Here is a 12,350-nt window from a genome sequence, read left to right as displayed (position 1 = left end):
ATTATCCCAAGAGCTGTTCATCCAGCTGCAGATGTCTTCCTGATGCGCCCGCACAATTAGCAGCGCTTCAACGACAGACCCTGGCTGCAGAGCGCAGCTCGACGGGCTTGCGCTGCCCTCTTCCTGCTACGCCGTCCGCAACACCGGCGCCGGCGGCTGCGACGGCCTGACCAGCGCGAACGCCACCTGCACGATGCCGCCGGCAAGGCCGAGCGCGACGCCGATGCGCCAGGCCATGGTGTAGGAGCCGAGCGCGTCGTAGATGACCCCGCCTCCGTAAGCACCGAGGAAGCTGCCGATCTGGTGGCTCATGAAGGCGAGGCCCTGGATCATCGCCTGCCAGCGCAGGCCGAACATCTCTGCGACGGCGCCCGCGACCAAGGGGCCGACGCCCATCCACAGGAAACCCATGATGGCGCCGAACAACAGCGTCGAGAACGGCGTCGCCGGCAGCACGAAATACCAGGCGAGCGCGAGCGAGCGCAGGATGTAGATGCCGCCCAGCAGCGCCAGCTTGTTCCAGCGCTGGCCGGCCCAGCCGAAAAACAGCGAGCCCAGCACGTTGAAGCCGCCGATCATGCCGAGCGTCTGCGCGCTGAGCATCGGGTCGAGGCCGCAGATCGCCAGATACGAGGGCAGATGCGTGGTGAGGAAGACGAGCTGCATGCCGCAGACGAGATAGGCGCAGGTCATCACCACGAAGGAAGCATTGCCGAACGCGGTTCTCGCCGCCGTTGCGGCCGAGGCGTCGCCGATGTCATCGGCGGCCGGCTTCGGCAGCGGGATCTTGTCGACGCGGCCGGCATACCACGCCGCGGGAATCATCAGCACCGACATCACGACGAAGCCGGCAAGGCCGATGCGCCAGCCGAAGCCCTCGTTGAGCAGCTGTCCGATCGGCGCCGACAGCAGCGCGCCGAGCGAGCCGGCGCCGGAGACGATGCCGAGCACGGTGGAGCGCACCGTTGCGGGCACCGCGCGCGCCGCCACCGACATCGCGATCGCGGCAGCAGTGCAGGCCATCGACGTCCCGATCAGCACGCCGCCGCCGATCATGATGCTGACGAGGCCGCCGGCGGTCGCCATCAGCGCGAGCCCTGCGATGTACATCAGCGAGCCCACGATCATGATGGGACGGAAGCCGTAGCGCACGGTCATGGCGCCGGCGAGCGGCTGCAGAAAGCCCCAGGCGAGGTTCTGCACCGCCAGCGCCAGCGTGAAATCCGAGATCGAGATATGGATGTCGCGCGTCAGCGGCTGCATGAAGATGCCGAGCGACTGCCGCAGCCCCATGCTCAGCGTCAGCATGATCGAGGCGCCGATCAGGATGGGCAATGTCGGACGCAGGACCTGCAACAGGGGCATTTTCTTCTCCCTCGTGGGCACGGCGCCAACGCCGTCGTCTGCTTTTGCCGCTGATTTTGGTTACACAGACCTGTGTACTTAGGCTATGAATGGCTGTTGCTGTCAAGCGAACAGGATGCATTCCGCTGCATGGCTCCCCCGCCCGCCCCACAGACGATGAAAGAGCGGATCCTTCAGACCGCCGACAAGCTGTTCTATCTGCAAGGCATTCGCGCGGTCGGCGTCGATACCATCGCGGCCGAGATCGGCATCAGTAAGCGCACGCTGTACAACCACTTCCCTTCCAAGGACGCGCTGATCGCAGCGTATCTCGAGCGCCGCTTCGTCCACGCCCGCCCCTCCGACAAGCCGCCGGCCGAGCAGATTCTCGCGACCTTCGATTCGCTGGAGCGGCGCTTTGCCGCCAAGGATTTTCGCGGCTGCCCGTTCGTGAACGCGGTGGCCGAGCTCGGGCCAACGGACCGCGCGGTGAAGAAGATCGCGGTGGCCTTCAAGGAGAGCCGCCGCCTCTGGTTTCGCGACCGGCTGAACGAGCTCGGCGTTGCCGATGCGGACGCGCTGGCGACGCAGCTCGTGCTGCTGGTCGACGGCTCCATCGCGCAGGATCTCGTGCGTGATGATCCCGCCATGGCGCGCGCCGCGAAGGAAGCGGCGAAGGTGCTGTTGCGCAATGCGGGGGTGGATGTGGGGGATGAGGCGGAGAGCGAGGCGTAGGCGCGCTCAACGCTGGCGGGCTCCCTGAGGGAGTGGACAACAATCTGCTCGCCAACCTAAGATTGGAGGCCGAGATGGGGGGCATGATATGAAGCGCTTGGTTGCAGCCGCCTTCGTGATGACTTTGCTGTCAGACTTGGCTCCTGCCAATGCGCAGAACCTCGCCCTATCACCATGTACTCGCTACACAGCCCCAGGCACCTCCTGCGCATGTAATCACGGAGTGATGCGCGGACGTAATGCGTGGGGCAAGCCGGGCTGGCACATGGACGAGCGGCAGCACATGATCAGGGATGGATGGAGCGCAACTTACTACAAGGGCACCCACAACGCTGTGTGTTCTCGGTCATAAATGGTTTGCTGCCCTGAGAGGAGTGACGGCAATCCCTGAAGGGGGCGGACCAACGGCCCCGAGCTACAGAACATCGAGCAGGGACCGATATGTCTCTGCATGAAAACATCGACATCTCGCGCAACATTTCTGCGCTACGGGAAACCTAAAGTCGATGGACGGTCGATGAACGTTCACTAATCTCGGGGAGCCTCCCTCCCCTGTACAGAAGGACTGTTGGTTGAGCCGCCACATTGCCCTTGCCGCTTTTGCAACCTTGTTCGCCGGTCCACTCGCCGCTTCGGAGCCATTTGCGATTGGCTTCTCGTTCAAAGGCACCACAGGTTGCAAGACGTTGTTTCCCAACCCTGAAATCAGGCTCCAAAATCTTCCGGCGGGCGGATCGCGCGTTCTTATCCGCCTGCGTGGCGATCAAGGCTGGGAGCTGGGCGGACAGGAAATTGCACTTCCCGCCTCCGGAACTGTGCCTGCGGGCGCAATCCATACATTCGGACCATGCAACCCGGGATCATTTACGTATCAAGTCATCGTAAAATCTGCCACGGGCGCAAAAATTGGTGAGGCGGAAGCCTCAAGGTTATTTCCGGATCAATAGACTCACTGCCTTGAACGCCGCGGATCGGAGTCCCTGAGGACATCGACAAACGGGTTTGCGTGGGCGGCGAACTGTCGAAGCTGGCGAAGCAGTGACGTTTGAGCGGAGACGCTGCAGCGTACTGGATTCCCCGCCGGAGCCTGTCATCGGGCTCGCCGAAGGCGAGACCCGGTGGCGGGGAATGACAGCGGAGCTTGTGGTGGGACTTCACGCCCACAACCACGCCCTGCCCGATCCTGCCAAAATGCGCCTGTTTTGCCCGACGTGTCAAATGCCCGGGCCGTCGGCACGGGCCGCCTTGCCTCCCCGGCATAAGCCCTTGATCCGACTAGCGCCGGCTACTGTGCATGGGGTTGTTTTCGCAAATTTTGCGCAGGCCGGCCCTCACGCCGCCTGCGACACCACGCGATTGCGCCCGTCGTGCTTGGCGCGGTAGAGCGCGGTGTCGGCGCGCTTGAGGACGTCGGCGACCGCCTCGCCCTTCTGCTCCAGCGTGGTGAGGCCGATCGAGATGGTGACCTCGATGCGCTTGGTGCCCTTGTGGATCGCGAACGGCTCGCCCGCGATCGAGCGGCGCAGGCGCTCGGCGACCATGCCGGCGACGTGGAGATCGGTCTCGGGCATCACGATGACGAACTCCTCGCCGCCGTAGCGGCAGGCGAGATCGATGCCGCGGATCGACTTGCGCACCCGCACCGCGAACTCGCGCAGCACGTCGTCGCCGGCATCGTGGCCGTAATTGTCGTTGATCGACTTGAAGAAGTCGATGTCCAGGATCATCAGCGCCAGCGGCTTGCCGCGGGCCGCGGCCTGCTCGGCGAGCGTCGCCAGATGGCTCTCCATGTAGCGGCGATTGTGCAGGCCGGTGAGCGCGTCGGTGATCGCCATCTCGATCGAGTTCTGCACGTTGTCGCGCAGATGATCGGTGTAGCGGCGGCGGCGGATCTGGGTGCGGGCGCGCGCCAGCAGCTCGGTCTTGTCGATCGGGCGCAGCAGATAGTCGTTGACGCCGATCTCGAGCCCACGCAGCAGCCGCGTCGAGTTCTCGGGGTCGGCGATGGCGAGGATCGGCACGTGCCGCGTGCGCTCCAACGAGCGCGCCTGGCTGCACAGGCGCAGGCCATCGAAATTGTTGAGGTCGAGCGAGACGATCAGGAGGTCGTAATTGCCCTCCGCAGCGTGGAACAGCGCCTCCGTCGGGTTGGGCTCGACGTCGATGGTGTGCTCGGCGGCGAGGATCGTCGCCAGCCGCTCATAGGAGGACTCGCGGTCGTCGACCAAGAGGATGCGGCCGCCCTTGCCGGTGTCGGCGACGGCGCTGCGCTCGGGCGCCTGCATGCCGATCTCGAGCGAGGTGATGGCGCGCATGCGCAGCTCGTCGGTCATCATCTTCAGACGTGTCAGCGAGCGCACACGCGCGATCAGCACGACGTCGGAGACGGGCTTGGTGAGGAAGTCGTCGGCGCCCGCTTCCAGCCCGCGGTTGCGGTCGGAGGGGCTGTCGAGTGCGGTGACCATGACGACGGGAATGTGGTGCGTCGCCGGATCGGTCTTCAGGCGGCGGCAGACCTCGAAGCCGTCCATGTCGGGCATCATCACGTCGAGCAGGATGATGTCGCATTCGGCGCGGCTGGCCATCGCCAGCGCCTCGGTGCCGTTCGAGGCGGTCATCACGTCGAAATATTCGGCGGAGAGGCGAGCCTCCAACAGCTTGACGTTGGCAGGAACGTCGTCGACGACCAGGATACGCGCGGACACTGTGAACTCACTTCCTATCCGATAAAACGTCGGACCGTCTCAATGAATTTGCCGACCGAGATCGGCTTGGACAAATAGGCCTCGCAGCCGCCCTCGCGGATGCGCTCTTCGTCGCCCTTCATCGCGAACGCGGTGACCGCGACGACGGGAATGGAACGCAGCTCCGGATCGTCCTTGATCCAGCGCGTCACCTCGAGGCCGGAGACCTGCGGCAATTGGATGTCCATCAGCACGAGGTCGGGCCGCATCTTGCGCACGAGGTCGAGCGCCTCGTAGCCGTTGCTGGTGCCCGTGGTCTGATAGCCGTGCGCTTCCAACAGGTCGCGGAAGAGCTTCATGTTGAGCTCGTTGTCTTCCACGATCAGGACGGTCTTAGCCATCCCGCCCTCCTGTTTGGTCCGAAGGACCGGTACATGTGACGCCTCAGACGCCGCTTTCCGGCGTTTCGAAAACTGGATTCAAACTAGCCTCAGATTCGCTTGAGTTTCGTTAAACCCGAGGGTCGACTTTCTGCGATGTGGTTTCCAGTTGCTTGTCGGGGGTCGGAAGACTTGAGGCCGAGACTCGGGCATGATGACTTCAAAGTAGACACCGAAAGTTAACGGAAAGGCAAACCGTCCCCTTGAAAAAGCCTGTTCACAACCCCCGCGAAGTCGCTGAAATCGTTGCGATTCAGGCGCTGTCTTTCGTCGCGAGCGAACCCGAGCGGCTGGGCCTGTTCCTGGCCGAGACGGGGGTCGGTCCGGAGACCCTGCGCAATGCCGCCGGGGACCCCAATTTCCTGCTCAGCGTGCTCGATTTCGTGCTGGGCGATGACGCCACCGTGAAGGCCTTTGCCAGCTCCGCCGAACTGCACCCGACCAACGTCGCCGCAGCGCGGCAGGTCCTCGGCGACGCGCTCGGCGACCGAACCTGGGAGCGCGACGTGCCGTGACCCTCCCCGACCCGGCCGGGCCCCGCTGCTTCTGCCGGGATTGTCTGGCCGACCTGGATATGGGCGTGCGGCGCTGCGCAGCCTGCGGTTCCCCTCGCCTCGTCCGCCACCGGGCGCTCGCCTCGCTGACCATCGCCCATATCGACTGCGATGCCTTCTACGCGACGGTCGAGAAGCGGGACAATCCAGACATCGCCGACAAGCCCGTCATCATCGGCGGCGGCAAGCGCGGCGTGGTGTCGGCCGCCTGCTACATCGCCCGCACCTATGGCGTGCGCTCGGCGATGCCGATGTTCAAGGCGCTGGAAGCCTGCCCGCATGCGACCGTGATCCCGCCCGACATGGCGAAGTATGTCCGCGTCGGCCGCGAGGTGCGCCAGGCCATGCAGGCGCTGACGCCGCTGGTCGAGCCGCTCTCGATCGACGAGGCCTTCCTCGACCTCTCCGGCACCGAGCGGGTGCACGGCATGATCCCGGCCAAGGTGCTGGCGCGCTTTGCCCGCGAGGTCGAGCGCGACATCGGCATCTCCGTCTCGGTCGGCCTGTCCTGCAACAAGTTTTTGGCCAAGATCGCCTCCGACCTCGACAAGCCCCGCGGCTTCGCCGCGCTCGACCAGGAGGAAGCCCGTTTGATGCTGGCGGACAAGCCGGTCGGCTTCATCTTCGGCGTCGGTCCCGCCACGCAGGAGCGGCTCGTGCAGCGCGGCTTCCGCATCATCGCCGATCTGCAGAAGGCCGACGAGATCGAGATGATGCGGCAGTTTCCGAGCGACGGCCGCAGGCTGTGGCGGCTGGCGCGCGGCATCGACGACCGCCGCGTCGAGCCGGATCGCGGGGCCAAGACGATTTCAAGCGAGACCACCTTCGAGACCGACATCCGCGACTTCGCGACGCTGGAGAAGATCCTGTGGCGGCTGTGCGAGAAGACGTCGTCACGCCTCAAGAGCAGCGAGCTCGCCGGCTCGACCGTCACGCTGAAGCTGAAGACCGCCGATTTCCGCCAGCGCACGCGCTCGCAGTCGATCGCAGCACCGACGCAGCTCGCCGCCAAGATATTCTCGATCTGCCGCGAGATGCTGGCGAAAGAGATCGACGGCACCGCCTTCCGCCTGATGGGCGCCGGCGTCAGCGCGCTGCGCGAGGGCTCGGCATCCGACGACACCGACATGCTCGACCGCCGCGCCGCCCATGCCGAACGCGCGGTGGACAGCCTGCGCAAGAAGTTCGGCAGCGCCGCGGTGATCCGCGGCATCGCCTATGAGGGCCCGGAGAAGGCGCAGGAGTGATGACGGGTGAACGCGATCTAGGCGCGCTACTGAGGCACATGAAGCCGGAGCTGCGGCCGGGCATCTTCGTGTTCTGCACGATCGCTGCAGGCGAGACTATTCCAGCAGACCTCCATCCGCTCATGACATTCCGCGAGCTGGAAGGAACGACGCTGGTCATCCGTCGCGAGGAGGCCGAAGCGGCAGGACTACGCCACGCGTTCGCCTCGCGTCTGATCACGTTGAGCGTTCACTCGGCGCTCGATGCCGTCGGCTTCCTGGCGGCGATCACGACGCGCCTGGCCGAAGCCGGCATCAGCGTGAATGCCGTGTCGGCCTTTCACCACGACCATCTCTTCGTGCCTATTGACCGGGTGGACGAGGCGATGGCGCTGCTGCGAGAGATGTAGGAGGCGAAGCACCCGTAGCCCGGATGGAGCGCAGCGCAATCCGGGGCAGTGCATCCGCAGCGAGCTTCCCGGATTACGCTGCGCTCCATCCGGGCTACAAGATCTTCAATCCGCGACCGCGATCGCCTCGATCTCGATCAGCCATTCCGGCGCGGCGAGCGCGGAGACGCCGACCAGCGTGGAGGCCGGCGGCTCCATGCCTTCGAAGAAGGCCGAGCGGGCCTTGCCGATGATCGGGCGCAGCTCCGGCTTGTAGTTCACGACGAAGGTCGTGATCTTGACGATGTTGGAATAGCTCGCGCCGGCCGCTTTCAGCGCGTGCCCGAGATTCTGCATCACCTGCGTGGTCTGCGCGGCGATGTCGCCCTCGCCGACGATCCGTCCCTCCTCGTCGGTCGAAACCTGGCCCGAGATGTAGATGGTGCGCGCGCCCGTGGCGGTGACGACGTGGGAATAGGCCGGATTGAGATGCAGGCCGCTGGGGCGGAGATGATCGATCTTGGGCATGGGCTGGCTCCCTGAGGTTTCTGGTTGGGAGGGAGCGTAGCCGGAGAGTGTGACGAGAGCTAGATGCGACGCGCAACACTCATGCCCGTCATCCTGAGGTGCGCGCCGTGCGGCGCGGAGCGGCGCATGGGAAGCCTCGAAGGATGCACGCCCCCGCTGCTACAGCCGGGCCGTCGCCCTTCGAGGGCCGCTGAAGAAGCGGCCGCCTCAGGGTGACGGTGTGGAGTGCGTGGTACGCGGCTCTAGCAGGAGCCCTCAATTACAGGGCTTGCTGTCCTTGACGTCGAACTTGCCCATCGCGCCGGAAATGACGAAGTCGTTGTAGTCGAGCATGAGCTGGCGCGAGACGCCGTTCTCGTAGAGCTCGAACGACATCGCGTAAACCGGCGTCTGCTCGCCTTCCTTCTGCTGGGCCTCGCGGTCGAAATAGCTGACCGTGACGGGCCAGCGCTTGAGCGACTTCATGTGCTCGTCCGATGTCGACGGATCCGGCGAGGCGGTGCGGTCGGCGGGGATCGGCTGGCCGATCACGGTCAGCGTGTTGTAGACCTTCTGGCCGTCGTCGGAGCCGTCATAGACGGACAGCTCGAGCAGCGACTTGCCCTCCTTGGCGGCGGCGATGATGCGCTGGATCTGCTCGGTCGGGAATACGATCTTGCCGTCGAGCGTGAAGCTCTTCGGCGCCGGCAGCTTCAGCTTGACGTTGATGTGGTCGCCGTCGCGCTCGGCCGAACCATCGACCCGGCCGGCATCGGCCTCGTTCATCCGCGTCTCGATCTTGAAGCGGTAGCTTTTTCCCGCGGCGTCTTCCCAGGAGTTGGAGCGGAGGTCGCTGAGCGTGACCTTGCCCTCGCCGCTGTCGAGCTCGGAGACCTGGCGGAATTCGGAGGTGTAGCCCTCGCAGGAGCTGCCGGTGAAGTTGTAGAGGATGCGGCCCCGCGCGCTGTTGACCGAATTGGAGCGCGATTTCACCAGGCTGAGGTCATAGAGCGCCTGATGCGGCAGGAACGGACCGTTGGCGGCCTGCGCGCCCTCACCAAGGCCGAAACTGGCCGCCGCGAGCGTCAAGACACCGAGCGAAGTCCGGAAAAGGTGCACCATGTCTATTCCTTGGGGACGCGTCCTTGGGGGAAGCGCAGATTCGACATTTTAATGACCGTTCCATTGCGTCGCAACTGAGGCCGTTTCACGTAAAGTTGCGGCCCTGCCGTTGAACCTGCCGACGCGCCTCGACAAAAGGCGCCCCCTAGCGGGTTGCTTGCATGTGGCCGCCCGATGGGCGAAACAGGGCGCGCCCGGCCGTCTGTAGACGCGCCGGGGCGAATGATTTTTGGACAACGAGGTCGGACATGGCGGGCACGGTCGAGCAGAAGCTGGCGGAACAGGGCATCAAGCTGCACGAGGCCCCCACGCCCGTCGCCAATTACGTCCCGTTCGTGCGCACCGGTAATCTGCTGTTCGTCTCCGGCCAGGTCTGCTTCGATCCCGCCGGCAAGCTGATCGCCAAGGGCAAGCTTGGCGCCGGCGTCTCGATCGAGGACGGCGCGGCAGCCGCACGCGGCTGCGCGGTCAATCTGCTGGCCCAGGTCAAGGCGGCGCTCGGCGATCTCGACAAGGTGGTGCGCGTGGTGCGCCTCGGCGGCTTCATCAACTCGGCGCCGGACTTCCTGGATGGGCCGAAGGTGCTCAACGGCGCCTCCGACCTGATGGTCGCGGCCTTCGGTGACAAGGGCCGCCATGCCCGCACTACCGTCGGCGTCGCCTCGCTGCCCGCCGATGCGGCGGTCGAGGTCGAAGGCGTGTTCGAGGTCGCCTGACGCCAAATGCGCGCTCCGGATTGGCTGACAGCCCGGCCGGTCGCCCATCGCGGCCTGCACGACATCTCCCGCGGCATCGTCGAGAACATGCCGGGCGCGGTGCAGGCTGCGATCGCAGGCAATTTCTCGATCGAGGTCGACATCCAGCTCTCCGCCGACGGCGAGGCCATGGTGCACCACGACCATGCGCTGGGCCGCCTCACCGAGGCCACCGGCGAGGTGGTGTCGAAGACCGCCGCGGAGCTGAAGGCCGTCAAATTCAAGGACACGGACGAGCGGATGATGTCGCTCTCCGACCTCTGCGCCCTGGTCGCCGGCCGCGTGCCGCTGGTGATCGAGGTGAAGAGCCATTTCGATGGCGACCGCAAGCTGGTGAAGCGGATGGCCGATGTGCTGGCGTCCTACCAGGGCCCGGCCGTCGGCATGTCCTTCGACCCCGACCAGGTGCTGGCGCTGCGCCAGCTCCTGCCCAACCGCCCGCGCGGCATCGTCGCGCAGCGCACCTATGAGGACGATTACTGGGCCAAGCTCACGCCGGCGCAGCGCGACAGCATGCTGTACCTGCGCCACGGTTTTCAGACCCAGCCCCACTTCGTCGCCTTCAAGGTCGACCACTTGCCCGCCCCCGCGCCCTGGATCGCCCGCAAATTGTTCGGCTGCGCCCTGCTCGGCTGGACCGTCCGCACCCCGGAGCAGCGGGCGCGGGTCGGCCGGTATGCCGATCAGATGATCTTCGAGGGCTTCGTGCCGTAGCCAGGACCATCTCTCCACGAACTCGCGGTGACGTGGGCCCCGGCTCTCCGGCGCAACGTTGAAGGAGCGCTGTGCTGTGTCCGGGGCACGAGACCTCCAATCCCACCCCCTTGAAGTCGCTGCTGCAATGCACGATCTTGGGCAACGATGGCATCATCCGAAATCACGCTCGAGGCCGTACCTTCGATTGGCGAAGTATCCCCTGAGGACTGGGACGCCTGCGCCAATCCCGGCGGCAAATGTGGGCTTGACGCGGGAACCTCATCCACCCCTCCAGGCGATTCCCTCGGCCTCTCAACACCTGCCTATAACCCCTTCGTCTCCCACGCCTTTCTCTCGGCCGTCGAGACATCCGGTTCGGCTACCATCCGCACCGGCTGGGGACCGCGGCATCTCGTGGCCAAGATCGACGGCCGCGTCGCCGGCATCGTGCCCTGCTATCTGAAATCGCACAGCCAGGGCGAATACGTCTTCGACCGCGGCTGGGCGGACGCCTATGAGCGCGCCGGCGGACGCTATTATCCGAAGCTGCAGGTCTCGGTTCCCTTCACCCCGGCGACGGGCCCGCGCCTGCTGGTCCGCGACGGCGTCGACCGCGAGCGCGTCATGGACGCCCTGGCGAGCGGCCTCGTGGCGCTGTGCGGCGTCAGCAAGGCCTCGTCCGTCCACGTCACCTTCGCACGCGAGAGCGAGTGGAAGCTGCTCGCCGAGCACGGCTTCCTGCAGCGCACCGACCAGCAGTTCCACTGGCACAATGAGGGCTTTGCCAGCTTCGACGACTTCCTGGCGACACTGAACTCGCGCCACCGCAAATCGATCAAGCGCGAGCGGCGCGATGCGCTGGCCGCCGGCATCACCATCCACTGGCTCACGGGCAAGGACATCACCGAGGACGCCTGGGACGCCTTCTTCGAATTCTACATGGAGACCGGCTCGCGCAAATGGGGCCGGCCTTATCTCACGCGGGAATTCTTCTCGCTGATCGGCGAGACCATGAGCGAGGACGTGCTGCTGGTGATGGCCCGCCGCAACGATCGCTGGATCGCGGGCGCGATCAACTTCATCGGTTCGGACACGCTGTTCGGCCGCAACTGGGGCGCGGTCGAGCATCACCCGTTCCTGCATTTCGAGGTCTGCTACTATCAGGCGATCGACTTCGCCATCAAACGCGGCCTCACCCATGTCGAGGCCGGTGCGCAAGGCGAGCACAAGATCGCGCGCGGCTACCTGCCGCGCACGACCCATTCCGCGCATTTCATCGCCGATCCCGGGCTGCGCCGCGCCATCGGCGATTACCTCAAGCGCGAGCGCGCCTATGTCGCCGACGCCGGACGTGAGCTCGCCGAGCTCGGCCCGTTCCGCAAAGGCATCGACGAGGCGCCTTGACGGTTTGCTGCGGCTGGTGACAGTAAGCGCAAAATTGCAAGTTTCTCGGGAGCCGCCGCCATGACCGCCTACGACACCAACAACATCTTCGCAAAGATCCTGCGCGGCGAGCTGCCCTGCAGCAAGGTCTACGAGGACGAGCACGTCTTCGCCTTCCTCGACATCATGCCGCGCGTGCCCGGCCACACGCTGGTGATCCCGAAGGCCCCTGCCCGCAACATTCTCGACATCAAGCCGGACGACTACGCCCACGTCGCCCGCGGCGCGCACAAGATCGCGGCCGCCGCCATGAAGGCCTTCAACGCCGACGGCATCACCATCCAGCAGTTCAACGAGCCCGCCGGCGGACAGGTGGTTTTTCACCTGCACATGCACGTGATGCCGCGCCACGACGGCGTGGCCATGCTGCCGCCGGCCAGCCGCAAGGAAGACGCCAAGGTGCTGGAAGAGAACGCGGCCAAGCTGATCGCGGCGTTGAAGGCCTGATCGTCATT

The 12,350-nt window shown here is 65.3% G+C and carries 14 protein-coding genes; 9 read left to right on the top strand and 5 right to left on the bottom strand.

Annotation, left to right across the window (positions count from 1 at the left end):
- Window positions 1–126 precede the first annotated feature (126 nt).
- Window positions 127–1,365 carry an MFS transporter gene (locus UNPF46_RS30095; RefSeq protein ID WP_142252417.1) on the bottom strand — a complete coding sequence of 413 codons (1,239 nt, stop codon included), beginning with the start codon at window positions 1,363–1,365 and terminating at the stop codon, window positions 127–129.
- Between the two features lie 129 nt (window positions 1,366–1,494).
- Here UNPF46_RS30095 and UNPF46_RS30090 point away from each other — a divergent pair, with 129 nt between their 5' ends.
- Together UNPF46_RS30090 and UNPF46_RS30085 are read left to right on the top strand one after the other, a co-directional pair.
- Window positions 1,495–2,079 (top strand): TetR/AcrR family transcriptional regulator, encoded by a 585-nt coding sequence (locus UNPF46_RS30090; protein WP_100180903.1) that lies wholly within the window; start codon window positions 1,495–1,497, stop codon window positions 2,077–2,079.
- Between the two features lie 572 nt (window positions 2,080–2,651).
- Window positions 2,652–3,026 carry a hypothetical protein gene (locus UNPF46_RS30085; protein ID WP_142252416.1) on the top strand — a complete coding sequence of 125 codons (375 nt, stop codon included), beginning with the start codon at window positions 2,652–2,654 and terminating at the stop codon, window positions 3,024–3,026.
- A 384-nt stretch (window positions 3,027–3,410) separates the two neighbouring features.
- Here the strand turns inward: UNPF46_RS30085 and UNPF46_RS30080 are convergent, their stop codons facing one another.
- Together UNPF46_RS30080 and UNPF46_RS30075 are read right to left on the bottom strand one after the other, a co-directional pair.
- Window positions 3,411–4,784, bottom strand: a complete 1,374-nt coding sequence (locus UNPF46_RS30080) for a PleD family two-component system response regulator (RefSeq protein WP_142252415.1) — start codon at window positions 4,782–4,784, stop codon at window positions 3,411–3,413.
- 14 nt (window positions 4,785–4,798) lie between these two features.
- Window positions 4,799–5,164, bottom strand: coding sequence for a response regulator (locus UNPF46_RS30075; protein WP_007603272.1), 366 nt, complete (start codon window positions 5,162–5,164; stop codon window positions 4,799–4,801).
- A 242-nt stretch (window positions 5,165–5,406) separates the two neighbouring features.
- Here UNPF46_RS30075 and UNPF46_RS30070 point away from each other — a divergent pair, with 242 nt between their 5' ends.
- From UNPF46_RS30070 to UNPF46_RS30060, 3 genes are read left to right on the top strand one after another with little or no spacing between them, the layout of a single operon-like run.
- Window positions 5,407–5,718 (top strand): DUF3572 domain-containing protein, encoded by a 312-nt coding sequence (locus UNPF46_RS30070; protein ID WP_100174673.1) that lies wholly within the window; start codon window positions 5,407–5,409, stop codon window positions 5,716–5,718.
- Window positions 5,715–7,004 carry a DNA polymerase IV gene (locus tag UNPF46_RS30065; RefSeq protein ID WP_142252414.1) on the top strand — a complete coding sequence of 430 codons (1,290 nt, stop codon included), beginning with the start codon at window positions 5,715–5,717 and terminating at the stop codon, window positions 7,002–7,004. Before UNPF46_RS30070 ends, UNPF46_RS30065 begins: the two co-directional genes overlap by 4 nt.
- Window positions 7,004–7,393 carry an ACT domain-containing protein gene (locus UNPF46_RS30060; protein WP_100174671.1) on the top strand — a complete coding sequence of 130 codons (390 nt, stop codon included), beginning with the start codon at window positions 7,004–7,006 and terminating at the stop codon, window positions 7,391–7,393. Before UNPF46_RS30065 ends, UNPF46_RS30060 begins: the two co-directional genes overlap by 1 nt.
- A gap of 105 nt (window positions 7,394–7,498) precedes the next feature.
- On the opposite strand, the gene UNPF46_RS30055 is transcribed toward UNPF46_RS30060, so the two are convergent.
- Window positions 7,499–7,900 (bottom strand): RidA family protein, encoded by a 402-nt coding sequence (locus UNPF46_RS30055; protein WP_100174670.1) that lies wholly within the window; start codon window positions 7,898–7,900, stop codon window positions 7,499–7,501.
- Between the two features lie 255 nt (window positions 7,901–8,155).
- Complete coding sequence (locus tag UNPF46_RS30050; protein ID WP_142252413.1) at window positions 8,156–9,001, bottom strand: cell envelope integrity EipB family protein; 846 nt, start codon at window positions 8,999–9,001, stop codon at window positions 8,156–8,158.
- 248 nt (window positions 9,002–9,249) lie between these two features.
- Between UNPF46_RS30050 and UNPF46_RS30045 the strand changes: the two genes are divergently transcribed.
- From UNPF46_RS30045 to UNPF46_RS30030, 4 genes are all read left to right on the top strand, one after another.
- Window positions 9,250–9,717 carry a RidA family protein gene (locus UNPF46_RS30045; protein ID WP_014494672.1) on the top strand — a complete coding sequence of 156 codons (468 nt, stop codon included), beginning with the start codon at window positions 9,250–9,252 and terminating at the stop codon, window positions 9,715–9,717.
- 6 nt (window positions 9,718–9,723) lie between these two features.
- A complete protein-coding gene (locus tag UNPF46_RS30040; protein WP_142252412.1) occupies window positions 9,724–10,470 on the top strand; it encodes a glycerophosphodiester phosphodiesterase in 747 nt (248 codons plus the stop codon).
- A gap of 147 nt (window positions 10,471–10,617) precedes the next feature.
- Complete coding sequence (locus UNPF46_RS30035) at window positions 10,618–11,856, top strand: GNAT family N-acetyltransferase (protein WP_142252411.1); 1,239 nt, start codon at window positions 10,618–10,620, stop codon at window positions 11,854–11,856.
- A gap of 60 nt (window positions 11,857–11,916) precedes the next feature.
- A complete protein-coding gene (locus tag UNPF46_RS30030; protein ID WP_100174666.1) occupies window positions 11,917–12,342 on the top strand; it encodes an HIT family protein in 426 nt (141 codons plus the stop codon).
- The last annotated feature ends 8 nt before the right edge of the window (window positions 12,343–12,350 follow it).

The sequence above is a fragment of the Bradyrhizobium sp. UNPF46 genome (genome assembly GCF_006658625.1).
Lineage (GTDB): Bacteria > Pseudomonadota > Alphaproteobacteria > Rhizobiales > Xanthobacteraceae > Bradyrhizobium > Bradyrhizobium nitroreducens.
The sequence above is the reverse complement of the archived record's forward strand: the minus strand, read 5'-3'. Positions and strand labels throughout refer to the sequence as shown.

Excerpts from the sequence above, each read along its gene's own strand:
- UNPF46_RS30095 (WP_142252417.1), bottom strand. The coding sequence starts at position 1,365 with ATGCCCCTGTTGCAGGTCCTGCGTCCGACATTGCCCATCCTGATCGGC.
- UNPF46_RS30090 (WP_100180903.1), top strand. The coding sequence starts at position 1,495 with ATGGCTCCCCCGCCCGCCCCACAGACGATGAAAGAGCGGATCCTTCAG.
- UNPF46_RS30075 (WP_007603272.1), bottom strand. The coding sequence starts at position 5,164 with ATGGCTAAGACCGTCCTGATCGTGGAAGACAACGAGCTCAACATGAAG.
- UNPF46_RS30060 (WP_100174671.1), top strand. The coding sequence starts at position 7,004 with ATGACGGGTGAACGCGATCTAGGCGCGCTACTGAGGCACATGAAGCCG.
- UNPF46_RS30055 (WP_100174670.1), bottom strand. The coding sequence starts at position 7,900 with ATGCCCAAGATCGATCATCTCCGCCCCAGCGGCCTGCATCTCAATCCG.
- UNPF46_RS30050 (WP_142252413.1), bottom strand. The coding sequence starts at position 9,001 with ATGGTGCACCTTTTCCGGACTTCGCTCGGTGTCTTGACGCTCGCGGCG.
- UNPF46_RS30045 (WP_014494672.1), top strand. The coding sequence starts at position 9,250 with ATGGCGGGCACGGTCGAGCAGAAGCTGGCGGAACAGGGCATCAAGCTG.
- UNPF46_RS30040 (WP_142252412.1), top strand. The coding sequence starts at position 9,724 with ATGCGCGCTCCGGATTGGCTGACAGCCCGGCCGGTCGCCCATCGCGGC.
- UNPF46_RS30035 (WP_142252411.1), top strand. The coding sequence starts at position 10,618 with ATGGCATCATCCGAAATCACGCTCGAGGCCGTACCTTCGATTGGCGAA.
- UNPF46_RS30030 (WP_100174666.1), top strand. The coding sequence starts at position 11,917 with ATGACCGCCTACGACACCAACAACATCTTCGCAAAGATCCTGCGCGGC.